Below are 16,493 nucleotides of genomic sequence, written 5' to 3' on the forward strand. Positions count from 1 at the left end.
GGAATCTCCAGATGTGGATGGTTTTGCACCTAAAAAAGCAATAGGGGAGGACCGCATCGTATTTCAGTAAGGAAACGGGCGACCTGAAGGCCGAGCCCGAGTGAGTGAAAGACGTAATTTGGCCAAATTCATGCGCACTCGTCGTCTCAGGCGTCACAATAGCCCCCGGCAGTGGATCGGCAAGGACAAAATGACGAACTGAGCGCCTCGGCGCGGAGGTCGGAGATATGGCCCCCAACAAACACCCACGCCACGGAGCGAACCCCAGGTACGCCCGCACCTCTCGGTATCTGCCGCGCCCGCGTCCGGCGCTGCTGATCGCGACCGCGCTCGTCGCCGCCGCGATCCCGGTGGCCGCCGTCGTGACGCGGCACACCGCGAACCCGGGCCCGGTCGCCGCCCCCGAGCCGCGGGTCACGCTGCAGGCCAAGGAGGTCGGCTTCTGGTCCAGGGACGACCGGCTCAGCCCGCCCGTCCACAGGGACCGGAGCCCCGTCGAACTCGGCACCCGCTTCACCGCCGCCCAGGACGGCTGGGTGATCGGCGTGCGCTTCTACAAGGCGCCCGGTGAGAAGGGCAGCCACACGGGCAGCCTCTGGGACTCCGCGGGGACGCGCCTCGCCACGGTGACCTTCCGTGACGAGAGCCGCTCCGGCTGGCAGGAGGCCCGCTTCGGCAGTGCGGTGCCGGTCGTGGGCGGGAAGGTCTACACCGTCTCCTACCACAGCGAGCACGGCACGTACGCGGGCCGGCCGTCGGCCGGGGCGCTGCGGTCGGGGCCGCTCAGCACGGCCGCCCGCCGCGTGGGGGTCTACACCTACGGCCCGAGCCGCTTCCCCCACCGCTGGAACCCGAAGAACTACACGTACTACGTCGGCCCCATCTATCGCTGGCTGGACAGGGAGCCCGCGCCGTCCGTGCGCCCGGTGCCCTCGGCGACCCGGTCGCGCGACGTCGTCACGTACACGCCGAGGCCCTGGCCGTCGGTCTCGCGGGTCTCGCCGAACCCCTCCGGGGAGGTCACGGTCCAGCCCTCGGCGCCGCCCTCCTTCGAGCCGACGCCGGGCCCCTCCGTTCCCCCGGTCGTCGAGCCGTCCGCGGAGCCGTCGGCCGAGCCCTCCGTCGTGCCGTCCGCGCGGCCGTCCGAGGAGCCGACCACGGTCGTGAGCCCGTCCCGGGAGCCGTCTCGCACACCCGGCGGAGAGCCGACCGGCGGCCGGCCCACCCGGAGCCCGTCGCGCAGCCCCTCGATCCCGGCACAGAGCCCGGCACAGAGCCCGGCACAGAGCCCGGCGCCCCCGCCGACCGCACCCGCGGGATCCGCCTGCCCCGGCGGCTACCCGACCCCCGCGTGCACCGGCGCCCCCCGCTCGGTCAGCCCGCTGCGGAAGGCGGCGAACCTCGGCGGCAACGACTACCAGGTCACCACACCGGGGACGGTTGTCGACGGCGTGCACATCACCGGCGACCTGGTGATCAACGCCGACGGGGTCACCGTGCGCAACAGCCAGATCGACGGCACGGTCATCAACGAGCGGGGCACCCGGCAGTACTCGTTCACGATCAGCGACTCCACCGTGGGCCCGGCGAGCGGCTGCGTCAGCACTCCGGGCGTGGGCGAGTCGCACTACACCGCCACGCGCGTGCTGGTCCGCGGGCACGGGGACGGTTTCCGGGTCTCGGGTGACGACGTCACCATCCGGGACTCCTACGTCCACCTGTGCTCGAACCCCGGCGACCACTCCGACGGCATCCAGACGTACATGGCCGGCAAGGGGCTGGTCTTCCAGCACAACACGGTCGACCAGCGGGACGCCAGGGACATCACCGCGCCGATCTTCATCACCGACCCGCGCGTGGTCGACGTGACGCTCACCGACAACCTCGTCATGGGCGGCACGTACAGCATCCAGGTCAAGAACGCGCACGGCAGAGTGGTTGTGCGGAACAACCGGCTCGTCAACCGCTCCTGGGTGTACGGACCGGTGGAGGCCGACTGCTCGTCGATCGACTGGTCGGGCAACACGCTCGTCACCGTCGACGACGACTACCGCGTCACGTCCACCGTCGGGGCGCTCCCCTGCCACACCTGACGGCCTGCGGGCGGGGAGCGCACGTCCTGGCGCGCCCCCGCCCCCGGTGTGTCCGCTCATGAGATGATCTGCACCTTGCTGTGGTCGCCCAGCACGAGACGGTGGGCGCGGGGCGCGTGCGGCGCGGGGGTGACTTCGACGTCGTGCCCGATCAGCGAGGCCTCGATCCTGCGCACCCCCGTGATGGAGGCGCGCGACAGCACGATCGAGTACTCGACCTCGCTCCCCTCGATGCGGCAGTCGGCGCCGATCGAGGTGAACGGCCCGATGTAGGAGCCGCTGATGACCGTCCCCGAGCCGACCACGACCGGGCCGACGATGCGGGAGTCGCGCACCGACGCCCCGGCTTCCACCACGACCCGCCCGATGAGCTCGCAGTCCTCCACGTCGCCGTCGACCCGGGGCTCCGCCGACTCCAGCACGAGCCGGTTCACCTCGAGCATGTCGGTGACGTTCCCGGTGTCCTTCCAGTAGCCCGAGATGATCGACGGCTCCACGTCGTGGCCGGCGTCGATGAGCCACTGGATCGCGTCGGTGATCTCGAGTTCCCCCCGCCAGGACGGTTTGAGGTCCGCCACCGCCTCGTGCACCGCCGGAGTGAACAGGTAGACGCCGACCAGGGCGAGGTCGCTCTTGGGCTCGCTCGGCTTCTCCACGAGCGCGACGACCCGGCCGTCGGCGTCCAGCTCGGCGACGCCGAACTGGCGGGGGTCGGACACCTTGGTCAGCATGATCTGCGCGCTCGGCCGCCGTGTCCGGAAGCGCTCGACCAGGCTCTCGATGCCGCCCACCACGAAGTTGTCGCCGAGGTACATGACGAAGTCGTCGTCGCCGAGGTAGTCGCGGGCGATCAGCACGGCGTGCGCCAGCCCGAGCGGCGCCTCCTGCCGGAGATAGGTGGCCTGCAGGCCGAACCGGGAGCCGTCGCCCACCGCCGCCTCGATCTCGGCGTGCGTGTCGCCGACGACGATGCCGACCTCACGGATGCCGGCCGCCGCGATCGACTCCAGGCCGTAGAAGAGCACCGGCTTGTTCGCCACCGGCACCAGTTGCTTGGCCTGCGTGTACGTGATGGGCCGCAGGCGGGTTCCGGAGCCGCCGGCCAGGACGAGGGCCTTCACCTCAGTACGCCCCGTCGCCGCGCGTGACCGCCGACCATGTCTTCCAGAGCACCTGCAGGTCCAGCATCAGCGACCAGTTCTCCACATAGCGCAGGTCGAGCCGGACCGACTCGTCCCAGGACAGATCGGACCTGCCGCTGACCTGCCAAAGGCCCGTCATGCCCGGCTTGACGACGAGGCGGCGGCGCACGTCCACCGCGTACTGCTCGACCTCGCACGCCAGCGGCGGGCGGGGACCGACGAGGGACATCTCCCCCCGCAGCACGTTGAGGAGCTGGGGGAGTTCGTCGAGCGAGTGACGGCGCAGGACGGCCCCCACGCGGGTGATCCTTGGATCGTTCCTAATTTTGAACAGCACGCCGTCTGACTCGTTCTCGTCAAGCAGGACGTCGCGCAGCCTCTCGGCGTCCACGACCATCGTCCGGAACTTGAGCATGTCGAACTCCCGCCCGTGCCGGCCGACCCTGGTCTGCCTGAAGAAGGCGGGCCCGGGGCTCGTCAGGCGGATCGCGACGGCGATGGCGAGCATCGGCATCGCCAGGATCGCCAGCGCGACCGCCGCGACCACCTTGTCGAACGCGCTCTTCACGAGCTGGCGGGCGCCGTCGAGGTCGGGATGCCGCACGTGGAGCAGCGGCATCCCCGCGACCGGCCGCACGCTCACCCGGGGACCCGCGACATCCATGAGCGCCGGGGCGACGAACAGCTCCGCGCCCCTCGACTCGATGCCCCACGCGAGGCGGCGCAGCGCGGCGCCGTCCAGTTCCGGACAGGCCAGGACGGCCACCGCGTCGGCGGACACCTCGTCGACGACCGCCGCCACGTCGGTGAAGTCTCCGAGCACGGGCACGTCGTCGACGTCGAGCAGCATGCCGCGGTCCTGCGGGCCCGGCAGGCACGCGGCGACGACCCGCATCCCGTGGTACGGCTGCCGCCGCAACTGCATGACCAGGTCGAGGACCGCCGCGCCGTGCCCGACCGCCACGACGCGCCGCAGGTACTCACCACGCGAGCGGGACCGGTGCAGGCGCTTGCGCATGCGGTGCCGGAAGACCAGCGTGATGCACGTCGCGAGCGGCACCATCGCCATGACGTAGCTTCTCGCGACGGTGGTCTGCGTGACGTACGCGCCGATCGCGATGGTCGCCACCAGTCCGAAGCCGCCCTGGGTGACCGCACGGAACTCCTCCGTACCCTCCCCGTGAGCACTCCTGCGGTAGCTGCCGACCAAGCTCATGACACCGGGCCAGAGGATGGTCAAGGTGATGCCGAAGATCAGGTCCACCACGGGTATGAACGCGCCGAGCGCGAGCCGTGTCCCCTCCACCACGCCGAACGCGAAGATCGAACACACCAGGTCGCCGGCCATCAGCAGCCTGAAGTAGGCCGCCGTCGCCATGCTGGCGTATCTCCGCTGTTCAACGTGGGTGGTGACAGTTCGCGTCGGGGTCGACCCCAACCGCGTCTCCATCTATCACGCCCCTAGTCGCCGGACTCTGCAGACTTGACGCCTGTTCCGCCACACAGGTTGACCTGAAGCACATACGCTTCATCGCCCGCTATCCGACTTTGATATTAAAGAGCGATCTACGCCTACGGAACGACGGCTCATGTCCACATTCGGCCGTCCTGACACTATCGAAATGGCTTGACGGAACGGTCCAATGATGCCGTCTTCGATGGGCTTAGGGAAATGTCACCCGAAGTATGCACCTCCGTAACCTGCCGAAATGCACTCCTCGCGCGGGGGATGCCACCGACCGGGGCAGCCGGGGCGAGAGTAGACGCAGGTGGAGTACGCGTGCCCGGCCATGCGAGCCTCCACGGCGCCCCTCCGAGAGCCATTGCAGGGGGCCGATACGGATCCGCCGCATGCGACGCCTCCCGGTGGGCCGGATGAGGGCCGGGGCGCCTGCCGGGGAATTTCCGTCCGTGTCGTGCGCACCGCCCGCGTCAGCCCGTAAAGCCCGGGTATCCCCCGCCAGCAGGCCGAACTAGATTCGGAGTCTTATTCGCAGGCGCTCAGGAGTGGGGCCCGGCACGGCGCTTCCGGCCTCTAGTCGTATTCGAGGTCGGGTAACGGGGACGGCGGCTCCGGGCTGCGCCACACGACGACGTAGTCCGAGCGCGCGCTCTCGACCGCGGTGCTCAGCCGGTCGAGGTCGAAGTCCGGCAGGTAGCGCAACCGGGCCAGGAAGCTCGCATCGGTCGCCGAGTGCGGGACCACGCAGCCCTCGCCCTCACGGTCCAGCAGGACGATGAACACGTCCTCCGGCTGGCCGGGCGGATCCTGGTCACCAAGGCCGCCGACGCGGACCTCGACCACATCCTCCCAAGCGAGGGCCTCGACGCTGCCGTCGGCGTAGTGACGTGTCACGCCTTCTTCGGTGACGTACACATAGGTGTCCGGCACTGGGTTGCCGTGCATGGGCGCGATTGTGACGACTTGGAGCGGCACGGTGCAAGAGAATCCGCAACCAAGGGAAACCGCGCGAGGAAATCCGCCCCCGGGAGAAAACGCGCAGGGGGAATCGCCCGGGGCTCCTCCGGGCTCAGGCGTGCCGCCATCGCAGGTGCTCGCGCACCGCCTGGACGGCCGCGTCCGCCGGTCCCTCGGCGATGACGCGCAGCAGCGCGGCGTGCTCGGCCGCGAGCTCGTGGGGATCCTCGTACGCGTGCCGCAGCCCGACCAGTCCGAGCCGCGTCTCGGCCGCGAGCGTGGCGTACAGGCGCTCGAGGCGGGGGCTGCCGGCGGCGGCGACGAGCGCCTCGTGCAGCGCCATGTGCTCGGCCACCACGGCCGCCCAGGGCGCGCCCGGCGGCAGGCCGGACAGGCGGTCCAGCGCCTCCTCCGCCGCCGTCACCCGGCGCCCCGCGACGGCCTGTGCCATCAGTTCCTCCAGCGGCGCGCGCACGTACATGAGGTCGGCCAGGTCGGCGGGGGTGATCACCGGGACGTACGCGCTGCGGTTGCGCTCGCGCCGGAGCAGTCCCTCGTGGACGAGCAGCGCCAGCGCCTCACGCACCGTGGGGCGGGCCACGCCGTACCGGGCGGACAACTCCTGCTCGGGCAGCGCGGCCCCCGGCTCGATGTCCCCGGACAGCACCCGCTCGCGCAGCGCGGCGGCGAGCGCCTCGACGGTGGAGACGGGCCTCAGGGTGGTCACGGGGCCGAGCCTACTGGCGGCTTCCCGCCGCCGCCCGTTCCGTGCCGGGTGCGACGGCCTCGGGGCCCCGCGCCCTGGCGGGCAGCGCCACCACGACCAGCCCCAGGGCGAGCAGCACCAGACCGGCCCACGAGACGGGGGACAGGTGCTCGCGCAGCGCCACGACGCCCAGCACGGCCGCGACGGCCGGTTCGGCCAGCGCGAGCGTGGCCGCCGTGGCGACGGGGGTCGTGCGCAGTCCCCGGCCGTACAGGAGATAGGCCAGCCCCGTGGTGGCGCAGCCGAGGTAGAGCGCGGTCAGCAGGCCGCCCGGGCGCGCGAGCCAGGCCGGCCCGGTCAGGGCGAGGACCGGCAGCATGAGCACGGCCGCGCCGCCGAACAGAACGCCCATGACGATTCCCGACTCCATGCCCCTGCCGATTGCCCGGGCCGCCACGACCGCGTAGAAGGCGTACAGGAGCCCGCCGAGGAGGGCGAGCGCGACGCCGCCCGCGTCCGCACCGCCCGTTCCTTCTCCCCCGCCGGTGACGAGCACCGCGCATCCGGCGACGGCGGCGGCCGTGGCGAGCGCCCAGCGCCCGCTCGGCCGCTCGTGTCCGACGATCCAGGACAGGAGCCCGGTGAAGACCGGGCCGCTGCCGATGGCCACCACCGTGCCGATCGCCACGCCCGTCCTGCCGACCGCGGCGAAGAAGCACAGCTGGTAGGCCGCGACCGCGGCGGCTCCCAGGACCAGCGGCCAGCGCGTCTGAACGTTCCCGCTGGGAGTACGGCGGTGCGTGACCAGCGCCAACGCGCCCAGCAGGGCCCCGCCGAGCACGAGGCGGGCCGCGGCCAGCGAGACGGAGCCGGCGGAGGCGAGGGTGCCGACGGTGCCCGCGGTGCCCCACAGGACGGCCGCCGCGACCACCGCGAGCGGGCCCGATCTGGAGTTCATGGAAGGATTGTCTGACAACTAGACAGCAATCAGCAAGAGCTTTCCTCCGTAACGTCGAGACTGTCCTGATATGGGGCTGTGGCCCAAGTCGTTAGGAACGATCCCTGGTAACGGAGGCTCACGGATTGCTAGGGTTTCGCCACTGTTAACACATGTGTAACCGACGGGCAGGTCTGATGGCTGGTCGGAAACGATCCATCCGCTTCAAGATTTTCGCAATCCTGCTGGTGCCTTTGACCGCCCTGGTGGTGATCTGGGGGTTCGCCGCCAAGCTGACCATCGAGCAGGGGCAGCAGCTCCTGCGCATCCAGAAGGTCTACGACAACATCGTCTATCCCGTCAGTGAGGCCATCAACGAGCTGCAGAGCGAGCGGTTCGTGTCGGTGAGCTACCTCGCCTGGCGCACCTCGACGCTGCGCACCGACCTTCAGGTGCAGCGCCGCAAGACCGACGCCACCGCGGTCCTGCTGACCCGTCTGTCGGAGCAGGCCCGGGACGAGACGCCTCCCGCCATGTGGGACCGGGTCCAGGACCTGATCCGGCAGATGGACCGGCTCGACGTCCTGCGCGGCCAGGTCGACGACCAGCGGCTCACCCGCCTCGACGTGATCGAGGAGTACAGCTCGGTCGTCGAGACCGCCCACCAGGTCTACGACCGGCTGATGATCTCCCCGGACATCGACATCATCGAGCAGACCAAGGCGCTCATCCTGATCACCCGCAGCCGCGAGCTGGTGAGCCAGCAGTCCGCGCTCGTGCTGGGCGCGCAGGCGTCCGGGCGGATGACGCAGGACGAGCGGGACGCCTTCTCCGGGATGGTCGGCAAGCGCCGCCTGCTCTACCAGCTCGGCACGAGCCAGCTCGACGCCGGCCTGCTCAAGCAGTACGGCACGCTGAACTCCACCCCGATCTACACGTCGTTCGTCTCCCTGGAGGACGACGTGATCGCCAGGGTGCGGCCGGGCCAGCCGCTCCCACCGGAGGCGATCGCCTGGCCGACGACGGCCCAGGCCCTGACCCGCCAGCTCACCGAGACGACCAACGTGGCCGCCGACGCCACCGCCGCCCGCGCCGTGCCGCTGGCGCAGAGCGTGCTCTGGGACATCGGCATCGTCGGCGGGCTCGGCCTCGCGGCCGTGCTCGCGACCGCGTTCATCTCCTTCCGGTTCGCCCGTACGGTGACCGGCGAGCTGAGCGTCCTGCACCGGGCCGCGGCCGACCTGGCCGGGCGGCGGCTGCCCGACCTCGTACGGCGGCTGCGGCGTGGCGAGGACGTCGACGTGGCGGCCGAGACGCCGCCGATGGCCCAGGCCAGCGGCACCGTCGAGATCGAGAACGTCGGCCGCGCCTTCACCTCGGTGCAGCACACCGCGATCGAGGCGGCCGTCGGCCAGGCCGAGCTGCGCAAGGGCGTCAACAAGGTCTTCCTGAACCTGGCCCGGCGCAGCCAGTCGCTGCTGCAGCGCCAGCTCGGCATGCTGGACGGCCTGGAGAAGGAGATCACCGACCCCGACCTGCTGGAACGGCTGTTCGGCGTCGACCACCTCACCACCCGCATGCGCCGCCACGCGGAGGGCCTGATCATCCTGTCCGGCGCCGTGCCCGGGCGCGGCTGGCGCAACCCGGTCCGGCTGTACGACGTGGCCCGCGCCGCCACCGAGGAGGTGGAGGACTACCTGCGGGTGGACGTGAACATGCCGCACGGGTACTCGCTCGCGGGCAGCAGCGTCACCGACGTCGTCCACCTGCTCGCCGAGCTGATCGAGAACGCCACGGTCTTCTCCCCGCCGCAGACCCGCGTGCAGGTCAGGGGGGAGATGGTCGCCCGGGGCTTCGCCATCGAGGTCGAGGACCGCGGGCTCGGCATCCCCCCGGAGGAGTTGGCGCACCTCAACGCGCGGCTCGCCGACCCGCCGGAGTTCGACCTGGCCGACAGCGACAGGCTCGGACTGTTCGTCGTCGGGCTGCTGGCCCGGCGGCACAACATCCGCGTCTCCCTGCGCACCTCGCCGTACGGCGGGACGAGTGCCGTGCTCCTGCTCCCGCAGGAGATCGTGGTGGAGAACGAGACGAGGGAACCGGCGGTCGAGCGCCTCGCCCAGCCGGAGGCTTCGCCCCCAGCCCTGGCCCTCACGCCGCCGATCGGCGGCGGCGCCCAGGACTCCCTGCCCCGCCGGGTGCGGCAGGCCAACCTGGCGCCGCAACTCAAGGAGGAGCGGAGCGACCTGTTCTCCTCCTTCCAGGCGGGCTGGCAACGCGCTCAGGAGGACTCGTGACCGAGCACGAGGACGGGCCGCTGCTGCGCCCCTACACGCTCACCCGTGGCCGTACGCGCCCGAGCGGGCCGGACTTCGACCTGATGTCCATCATCAGGACGGCTCCCGCGGCGTACAGCGGGATCTCCGGGCTGGCCCCCGAGCACTGGCGGATCCTGCAGCTGTGCCGGGTCCCCCTCTCCGTGGCCGACCTGGCCTCGGAGCTCGGCCTGTCGCTGAACGTCGTGCGCATCCTGCTGGGCGACCTGCGCGACCAGGGGCTGATCAACGCGCGGCCGCAGGCCACGGTCGCCCAGCTGCCCGAGGAACGCATCCTCCGCGAGGTGATCCAGGGACTCCAGGCGCTGTGAGGCGTCAGGAGTCCGCCTCGCGGGACGTCGCTCTTTCTAGGAGTCCGCTTCGCAGGACTCCAGGAGCCGCTGCACGTGCCAGCGGGCCGGTGTCGTGAGCTCGTCGACATAGCGGTCCAGCATGGCCGCGCACGCGACCGCGTCGGCGGTCTCGAAGGCCGGCAGGACCAGGATCTCCTCCTCGCCGTCCAGCACGAGGCCGCCCCGCACGCCGAACGTCTCCTCGCCGACCGCGACGGCGGTCTCGAACACGAGGTCGTGCCCCGGGAGCGCCAGCGCGGCGCCGAGCCGTACGGCGGGCCCGGCCAGGTCCGAGACGGGCTCGACGCGGACGTGGGGGAAGAAGTCGCGGGAGACGGACCGTCCCATCTCGCTGAATCGCGCCGCCGTTCGCATCAACGCTTCCAGGAGTTCGGCGGCACCCTGACTGTTGGCGTCCACCCCCGCAGGGTAGATCACGGAAAGTTGCGGTTTGGCCAAATATTTAGGTTGGACCGGAGATTTCGCCGAAAAGGGCGGCCTCAGCGGAAGGCGTAGCACTCCACCTCGGCCCGCCGGCGGGTCAGCCCGCCGCCCACCGACTCCTCGACGCAGGAGCGCTGCGCGGCGTCGAGTTCGAGCACGCCGCAGACGCTGACCCCGGAGTACGTGCGGCAGTCGAGGTTCGGGTTGAACGCGCCCACCTTGTACTGCTCGCGCACCTGCGTGCGGCAGCGCTGCCGCGCCTCCGACGTCTTCGGGTAGCGGCATTGGCCGACGAGGATGTCGTACTGCTTCTGGCTCACCTCCTGCCGCTTCACGCCCCCTTTGGGCGGCGCGGGCGCCTGCGGCGGGCTCCCGGCCCACGGGCCGGTCCTCGGGTGGCCGCCGGTCCCGGCGGCCACCGACGCGACTGCGGCGACCGTGCCGAGCATGGTCATCGCAGCGAGCACGGCGACAGCGACGATCTTTCTCATGGCGATCCTCCCGAGCAGGAACGTACCCACGGGCGAACGGCCGCCCCCCTGCGCCGCACCGGGCCCGCATGGACGGTCGTGACCTTGTGTCATGCCGATGTCGACGCAAGCAATACGAGGAGTAAATACACCATTGCGAAGTGTGACGCCAGACGATCAAGGGTAAGTGTGGCCACGGAACCGACGGGGACGGCGTTGGCGCCATTCACACCCGATTCTTCGGTTCGAAATCCGGTCATTTTCGACACAACGGAGCTTTTACGTGCGATTTGTTCACGCAATCACGACAGGCGCGCTGGTCCTCACCGGACTCACGGTCACCGGCGCGGGCGCGACCGCGCTGGCCGACGCGGGCCCGCAGACCACGTCCCGTGCCGTCGTCGACGGCTACCAGGTCGTGACGCTGCCCAACGCGAACGTGCCGAACTTCACCCGGCGCACCGTGTACTGCCCCGCGGGCAAGCGCGCCGTGGGCGGCGGCGGCGAGGCGCAGGGCAACGACGCGGTCCTCGTGGGCAGCTTCCCCACCGCGGACGGCACCGGATGGATCGCGCTCGGCCGGCAGAACTACTACAACACCGTCGGCATCAGCGTCTACGCCATCTGCGCCAACGCCTGATCGGATCACACGCGGCGCTTCACGCGAATCACATCACGTGGATCACCTCGCGGGGGGAACGGGCAGGCCCCGCTCCCTCCGCGGCCGCATCCGGGCCCGTACTGCGGCGCGTACGGCGACGACCAGAACCACCGTGCAGAGCAGGACCGCGAGCAGCACCGCGATGCCGTAGTCGTCGGGCAGGCCTGCGCTCCAGCCGAGGAACGGCAGGCACACGGCGGCGAACGCGGCGGGCGCGGCGAGCAGGAGGCGGGTCCACCTCGGCCGCGACCACAGCCAGACGGCGAGTACGCCGGCCGCGCCGGCCGCGAACATGGGCACGAAGAGCGCGAGGGAGACGAGGCCGGCCGGCCCGTCCGCGGTCACGACCAGCAGGACGCTCGTCCACATGACGGCGGCGCAGATCCCGAACCGGACCGGCCACCTGCGCGCCCCCGCCGTGGTGCCGAGGGCCGCCAGCAGGGCCGCGAGCGCCACGAGAACGGCGACCCCCAACTCGGTGCCGATCCGCTCCCCCGGGGATGCGAGGGGAGCGGCGGCGGACTCCGACAGCGGTGCCCTCTCCGCGTCGTACTCGGGGAAGCCCAGCCGCCGCCACCGTCCCGACACGTCGCGCAGGACGACTCCGTCGGTCCCGTTCGCCACGGCCACCACGTGACCACCGGGCACCGCCTGGACGGCGACGGCCATGGAGGCGGCCCGGTCGCTGTGCTCGCCGAAGGGGTCGGGATTCTCGTAGGCCCGATCGAGCCAGTCCTGCCTGCCTCTGGAGATCTCCCAGGCGACCGTCCAGGTCGCTCCCCCGTCCGTGGTCTGCTCGACCCTGAGCCGGCCCGGCGTGAGCCGGTAACAGCGCCGCGGCTCGGCGGGCACGCACGCCCGGGTCGCCGGAGACGGAGACGGCGAGCCCTTCCACTCGTGCCAGGACCTCCCGGCGTCGCCGGTGGCGATCACGGCGCCGTCAGGAGCCACGGCCACCACGATCTCCCCCTGACGCACCTCGACTGCGCGAGCCGACGACGAGGCGGGCACCGCGCTGGTAGCGGTCACGGCGAAGACCGCGACAGGCAGCACCACCAGCGCGCGGGCCCGCCGGAGGTCCCGTGCCGCGGGACGAGCCGCGCGCCGCCACACCAGCCACGCGACGGCCAGGGCCGGGAGGGCGAGCAGGTCGCTGGGGTCGGCCACCACCCGCGAGGGCGGCACGAGCACCGCCCACACCCGGGTCGCGGCCTCCGCGCCGATCCCTGTCGTCTTCATCCAGGCGAACAGCGCCCCGGTCAGCGCGATCGCCGCCGCGGCCGTGCGGTCGCCCGGCGGGACACGTCCCGTGATCCGGGCCGCGTACGCGGCGAGCAGCGCAAGCAGCGGGGGCGCGACGAGCATGCCGACGAGGTCGCTGAGCTTGCCGGTGACCACGCCCGGCCACAGGGGTTTCAGCACCCGGTCGTTGACGATCAGCACGGCGAGCGCCGCGACGGTCACCGGATGGCCGAGCCAGGCCGCCTGCACGCCGATTCGAGCGCCTCGCGTGCCCCCCGTGCCCACTTTCGGGTGCTTACGGTCGATCTGGAGACGATCGCGCATCCGCCGATCGTAGATCGATTGTCACCGGCGCGGCGGTCGCTTCCCCGGACGAGCACACCCCGGGCGTCAAGCGCCGGCCGAGCGCCGCGACGCGCTACGAGGTGTTGACGGGCGACGGCGCCGGGCTCGCGGCCGGCTCTCTCCTGATGAAGGGGAGGAGGTCCCGCCCAGCGCCAGGCGAGCCGGCAACCCCGTCGTCCAACTCTGACGCCCGGTGCGCGCCAGCCCGCTCACGGTCAGCGTCCCGTCGCACGGCCACTCGTCCGACCGCTCGCCCGACCGGTCCCACACGGCCAGCGGGCCGTCCAGGCGCGCGGTGAGCAGATACTGCAGCGGGGTGCGCGGCAGGAACAGGTCGACGTCGGGAGTCCCGCGCCGTACGGCCCGGGGCAGCACCGGCTCGCGCAGCCGCACCAGCGTGGCGGGCTCGGCACGCTCGACCAGCGCGCGGATGTCGGGAGCGGACAGGTTCGCCACCTCCCGGGCCATCGAGACGTTCCTGACCAGCACCCGCACCGGTCCGGACGCGCCGTCCATACGGGCCAGCGCCTGCTCGGATCTGGCGTCGCAGACGACCTGGTCGGCGAACAGGTCGCGCAGGCCGGCCACTCCCCCGGCCTCGATCGCCGCGACTGCCGCCGCCAGCGCGTCCGCACCCGTGGCCGCCTCCCACCGCAGGGCGGGGCCGCAGGCCGCGCAGCCCGTCGCGACGGACGCGGATCTGCGGACGTCCGGCTCCCGGCTCTCCCGTCCGCAGTCCTCGCACAGGACGGCGGAGGGCGCCTCGGCTCCGGGCGGGCGGCAGTCGTCGCAGCAGACGAGCGGATACGAGTACCTGCGGCCGGCTCGGTCGAACAGCTCACGCACGCAGGCAGAACAGAGCCCCCGCTCACTTCGCCGAGCGCCGGGGGAAGCCGAGATGACCATGGAAGCGGCACTGCCCCCGGCCGATCCCTCTAATCACAGCGGTCACATGATTCTCAGGAGGGCCTCACCTGCGGTCATGCCGTACGGACCTGCTCAGCCGTCGGCGAGGGCACGCAGGGACGGGCGGAGCGTCTCGGCGATCCGTTCGGGAGACGCGCCGCGCAGGGCCGTGAGGCCGAGCAGTTGATGGGCGATCGTCACGCCCAGCATCGTGCTGACCATCAGGGCCGCCCGCAGTTCGGCGTCACCGGAACCGATCGCGTCCGCCAGTTGCGCCACCTGGCCGTCGAGCTTGCCGCGCACCTCCTCGGCCGCGTCGGGGTGGGTGAGCATGGAGCGCATCATCGCCAGCGTCGCCTGCGGCAGCGGCCCCATCTTCATGCCGATCCTGCCCAGCAGTTCCTCGACCGGCTCCAGCTCGCCGTCCAGCGGCGGGATCGACGGGATCCGCACGGCCTGCTCGAACAGCTCCTGCTTCGACCCGAAGTACTGCATGACCAGGGCCGGATCGACCTCCGCGGCCGCCGCCACGGCCCGGATCGTCGTGCGCTGGAAGCCGCGCTCGGCGAAGATCGCCCGCGCGGCGGACAGGATGCGCTCCTCGGTGCGGCGCCGGCGCTCTGCCCGGCTCGTCGGCGTCCCCTCCACGTGACGACTCTACCGGTGTTGACCACGTCGGCCCGTTCGCTCTACATTCGTTGAGTCAACGACTGTTGAGCGAAGTGCTTTCGAATGATCGGAGCGAACGGATGCAGCTCACCCCGCGCGAGGTCCTGGCCCGCTTTCACCGGGCGATGGTCGACAGGTCGGCCGACGACCTCGCCGACCTCTACGCCGCCGACGCCCTTCACACGTTCCCGTTCCGGGCGCCGCTGTTCCCCGCCCGGCTGGAGGGGCGGGAGGAGGTCCGCGCCCTCTACCGCGCGACGTGGGGCGCGAGCCCCGTGCGGCTCGCCGAGATCCACGACGTCGTCGTCCACGAGGCGGCCGATCCCGAGGTCGTCACCGGGGAGTGGGAGGGCACCGGCACGGTCGAACCGGACGGCCGGCCGTTCCGGGCCACGGGCCTGCTGACCCTGCGCGTACGGAACGGCGAGATCGTGGAGACGCGCGACTACATGGACGTGTTCGGCACCTACCACGCGATGGGCCGGCTGAAGGACGTCGTCGCCGCCGCGGAGAACGGCGCTGCGGAGAACGCCGCCGCCACGGCCTGATCGGGGTCGCGCGCCTGCCCGCCTGCGCGGCCACAATGGTGACCATGACGATCTCGGGGACCGTGGTCCGCCGGGCGGGAGCGGGGGACGCCGCGGCCCTCGTCCGCCTGCGCGCCGTGATGCTGGAGGACATGGGGGCGGAGGTCGGGGACGAGAGCGCGCCCTGGCGGGCATCGGCCGAGGCGTGGTTCGCCCGGCGGCTGCGCGATCCGGGGGACTTCGCCGCGTTCGTGGTGGACGACCCGGAGCTCGGCCTGGTGAGCTGCGCGGCGGGCACCTGCGACCCCCACGCCCCGGGGCCGACGAACCCGAGCGGCCTGCAGGGCCACGTCTTCAACATCTGCACCGACCGGCGGCGCCGCCGGCTCGGCCTCGCACGCGCCTGCCTCGACGCGCTGCTCGTCTGGTATCGCACCGAGACCGAGGTCCGGACGATCGACCTCAACGCCACGTCGTACGGGATCGAGCTGTACCAGTCCTTCGGGTTCGACGCGCCCCGCTATCCCGCGCTCCAGCTGCGGCTCGGCCCGCCGCTCGGGCGCGGTTTCACGAGTCGCTAGCCGATGGAGAACGCCCGCAGCCGCGGCCTGCCGGCCACGCTCTCGGGCAGACGGCGTTCAATAAGCCATTTTTTGTCCACGCCGCCGCGACCCGGGCCTCCCGGCTGGCCTACACCATCCTCGACGGCACGCTCATCCCGATCGACCGCGTCGCCGACCAGAAGCCGTACTACTCCGGCAAGCACAAGCGCCACGGATTAACGTCCAGGTCCTCGCCGATCCCGCCGGCCGCCTGGTCTGGGCCTCTCCTGCTCTTCCCGGGGCGGTGCACGACCTGACCGCAGCCCGCATCGTGGGCCTGATCGACGCACTGACGGCCAACGGCGTGCTGACCTTCGCCGACAAGGGCTACCAAGGCGCAGGTGGCACGGTCCGCACCCCGTTCAAGCGCCACCGGCACCGGCCCCGGCTGTCACGCGGGCAGAAGGACGTCAACCGTGCCCACGCCCGCATCCGAGCCCTCGGCGGACGCGCCATCGCGACCCTGAAGACGTGGTGGAAGGTCCTGGCCAAGCTCCGCTGCTGTCCTCGCCGGGCCACCGCGATCGTGAAGGCCATCCTCGTCCTGCACGCCGTCGAAGCCGACCCCTACTCAGGATTGAAGGGCTCAATGGACCAGCTGAGATTGCGATATCCGAGTTGACCTGCCAGTCGTCATTGAGCGCCTTGCGGGACTCCGCCCG

General features: G+C 71.5%; 16 protein-coding genes and 1 pseudogene. 7 read left to right on the forward strand and 10 right to left on the reverse strand.

Annotated features, from left to right (window positions below):
* Nucleotides 1-227: 227 nt before the first annotated feature.
* Nucleotides 228-2,093, forward strand: a complete 1,866-nt coding sequence (locus FH610_RS32160) for a DUF4082 domain-containing protein (RefSeq protein ID WP_139578990.1) — start codon at nt 228-230, stop codon at nt 2,091-2,093.
* A gap of 56 nt (nt 2,094-2,149) precedes the next feature.
* Here the strand turns inward: FH610_RS32160 and FH610_RS32165 are convergent, their stop codons facing one another.
* The 5 genes from FH610_RS32165 to FH610_RS32185 form a co-directional block, all read right to left on the reverse strand.
* A complete protein-coding gene (locus tag FH610_RS32165; protein WP_139578991.1) occupies nt 2,150-3,214 on the reverse strand; it encodes a glucose-1-phosphate thymidylyltransferase in 1,065 nt (354 codons plus the stop codon).
* 1 nt (nt 3,215) lies between these two features.
* Nucleotides 3,216-4,613 carry a sugar transferase gene (locus FH610_RS32170; protein ID WP_139578992.1) on the reverse strand — a complete coding sequence of 466 codons (1,398 nt, stop codon included), beginning with the start codon at nt 4,611-4,613 and terminating at the stop codon, nt 3,216-3,218.
* A 657-nt stretch (nt 4,614-5,270) separates the two neighbouring features.
* Nucleotides 5,271-5,642: a hypothetical protein gene (locus FH610_RS32175; protein WP_139578993.1), complete on the reverse strand. Its 372-nt coding sequence runs from the start codon at nt 5,640-5,642 to the stop codon at nt 5,271-5,273.
* 124 nt (nt 5,643-5,766) lie between these two features.
* A complete protein-coding gene (locus FH610_RS32180) occupies nt 5,767-6,381 on the reverse strand; it encodes a GntR family transcriptional regulator (RefSeq protein ID WP_139578994.1) in 615 nt (204 codons plus the stop codon).
* A 10-nt stretch (nt 6,382-6,391) separates the two neighbouring features.
* Nucleotides 6,392-7,318 (reverse strand): EamA family transporter, encoded by a 927-nt coding sequence (locus FH610_RS32185; RefSeq protein ID WP_139578995.1) that lies wholly within the window; start codon nt 7,316-7,318, stop codon nt 6,392-6,394.
* A 227-nt stretch (nt 7,319-7,545) separates the two neighbouring features.
* On the opposite strand from FH610_RS32185, the gene FH610_RS32190 reads away from it, so the two are divergent.
* On the forward strand, nt 7,546-9,594 hold the full coding sequence (locus FH610_RS32190) for a sensor histidine kinase (RefSeq protein WP_161628130.1): 2,049 nt from the start codon (nt 7,546-7,548) through the stop codon (nt 9,592-9,594).
* The gene (locus FH610_RS32195; protein ID WP_139578997.1) at nt 9,591-9,944 is read left to right on the forward strand and encodes a DUF742 domain-containing protein; all 354 of its coding nucleotides are present in this window, start codon (nt 9,591-9,593) and stop codon (nt 9,942-9,944) included. The genes FH610_RS32190 and FH610_RS32195 overlap by 4 nt, the downstream gene beginning before the upstream one ends.
* Before the next feature lie 36 nt (nt 9,945-9,980).
* Here FH610_RS32195 and FH610_RS32200 read toward each other — a convergent pair whose 3' ends face one another.
* Both FH610_RS32200 and FH610_RS44785 read right to left on the reverse strand, forming a co-directional pair.
* On the reverse strand, nt 9,981-10,385 hold the full coding sequence (locus tag FH610_RS32200; RefSeq protein WP_139578998.1) for a hypothetical protein: 405 nt from the start codon (nt 10,383-10,385) through the stop codon (nt 9,981-9,983).
* 80 nt (nt 10,386-10,465) lie between these two features.
* Nucleotides 10,466-10,900, reverse strand: a complete 435-nt coding sequence (locus FH610_RS44785) for a hypothetical protein (RefSeq protein ID WP_240809331.1) — start codon at nt 10,898-10,900, stop codon at nt 10,466-10,468.
* Between the two features lie 262 nt (nt 10,901-11,162).
* Here FH610_RS44785 and FH610_RS32210 point away from each other — a divergent pair, with 262 nt between their 5' ends.
* Entirely contained in the window at nt 11,163-11,519 is a 357-nt protein-coding gene (locus tag FH610_RS32210; protein WP_139578999.1) for a hypothetical protein, read from the forward strand.
* Nucleotides 11,520-11,561: 42 nt separating this feature from the next.
* On the opposite strand, the gene FH610_RS32215 is transcribed toward FH610_RS32210, so the two are convergent.
* From FH610_RS32215 to FH610_RS32225, 3 genes are all read right to left on the reverse strand, one after another.
* Nucleotides 11,562-13,106: a beta propeller repeat protein gene (locus FH610_RS32215; protein ID WP_139579000.1), complete on the reverse strand. Its 1,545-nt coding sequence runs from the start codon at nt 13,104-13,106 to the stop codon at nt 11,562-11,564.
* A 66-nt stretch (nt 13,107-13,172) separates the two neighbouring features.
* The gene (locus FH610_RS32220) at nt 13,173-14,033 is read right to left on the reverse strand and encodes a Sua5/YciO/YrdC/YwlC family protein (RefSeq protein ID WP_139579001.1); all 861 of its coding nucleotides are present in this window, start codon (nt 14,031-14,033) and stop codon (nt 13,173-13,175) included.
* Nucleotides 14,034-14,126: 93 nt separating this feature from the next.
* The gene (locus FH610_RS32225) at nt 14,127-14,681 is read right to left on the reverse strand and encodes a TetR/AcrR family transcriptional regulator (RefSeq protein ID WP_139579002.1); all 555 of its coding nucleotides are present in this window, start codon (nt 14,679-14,681) and stop codon (nt 14,127-14,129) included.
* Nucleotides 14,682-14,782: 101 nt separating this feature from the next.
* On the opposite strand from FH610_RS32225, the gene FH610_RS32230 reads away from it, so the two are divergent.
* The 3 genes and pseudogenes from FH610_RS32230 to FH610_RS32240 form a co-directional block, all read left to right on the forward strand.
* On the forward strand, nt 14,783-15,250 hold the full coding sequence (locus FH610_RS32230; RefSeq protein WP_139579003.1) for a nuclear transport factor 2 family protein: 468 nt from the start codon (nt 14,783-14,785) through the stop codon (nt 15,248-15,250).
* A 44-nt stretch (nt 15,251-15,294) separates the two neighbouring features.
* Nucleotides 15,295-15,810 (forward strand): GNAT family N-acetyltransferase, encoded by a 516-nt coding sequence (locus FH610_RS32235; RefSeq protein WP_205826220.1) that lies wholly within the window; start codon nt 15,295-15,297, stop codon nt 15,808-15,810.
* An 83-nt stretch (nt 15,811-15,893) separates the two neighbouring features.
* Nucleotides 15,894-16,453, forward strand: a pseudogene (locus FH610_RS32240) (transposase family protein); the annotation flags it as partial.
* Between the last annotated feature and the right edge of the window lie 40 nt (nt 16,454-16,493).

Origin of the sequence: Microbispora catharanthi, from assembly GCF_006334915.2 — a bacterium.
Taxonomy (GTDB): Bacteria; Actinomycetota; Actinomycetes; order Streptosporangiales; family Streptosporangiaceae; genus Microbispora; species Microbispora catharanthi.

Excerpts from the sequence above, each read along its gene's own strand:
- FH610_RS32160 (WP_139578990.1), top strand. The coding sequence starts at position 228 with ATGGCCCCCAACAAACACCCACGCCACGGAGCGAACCCCAGGTACGCC.
- FH610_RS32170 (WP_139578992.1), bottom strand. The coding sequence starts at position 4,613 with ATGGCGACGGCGGCCTACTTCAGGCTGCTGATGGCCGGCGACCTGGTG.
- FH610_RS32175 (WP_139578993.1), bottom strand. The coding sequence starts at position 5,642 with ATGCACGGCAACCCAGTGCCGGACACCTATGTGTACGTCACCGAAGAA.
- FH610_RS32185 (WP_139578995.1), bottom strand. The coding sequence starts at position 7,318 with ATGAACTCCAGATCGGGCCCGCTCGCGGTGGTCGCGGCGGCCGTCCTG.
- FH610_RS44785 (WP_240809331.1), bottom strand. The coding sequence starts at position 10,900 with ATGAGAAAGATCGTCGCTGTCGCCGTGCTCGCTGCGATGACCATGCTC.
- FH610_RS32215 (WP_139579000.1), bottom strand. The coding sequence starts at position 13,106 with ATGCGCGATCGTCTCCAGATCGACCGTAAGCACCCGAAAGTGGGCACG.
- FH610_RS32220 (WP_139579001.1), bottom strand. The coding sequence starts at position 14,033 with ATGGTCATCTCGGCTTCCCCCGGCGCTCGGCGAAGTGAGCGGGGGCTC.
- FH610_RS32230 (WP_139579003.1), top strand. The coding sequence starts at position 14,783 with ATGCAGCTCACCCCGCGCGAGGTCCTGGCCCGCTTTCACCGGGCGATG.
- FH610_RS32235 (WP_205826220.1), top strand. The coding sequence starts at position 15,295 with ATGACGATCTCGGGGACCGTGGTCCGCCGGGCGGGAGCGGGGGACGCC.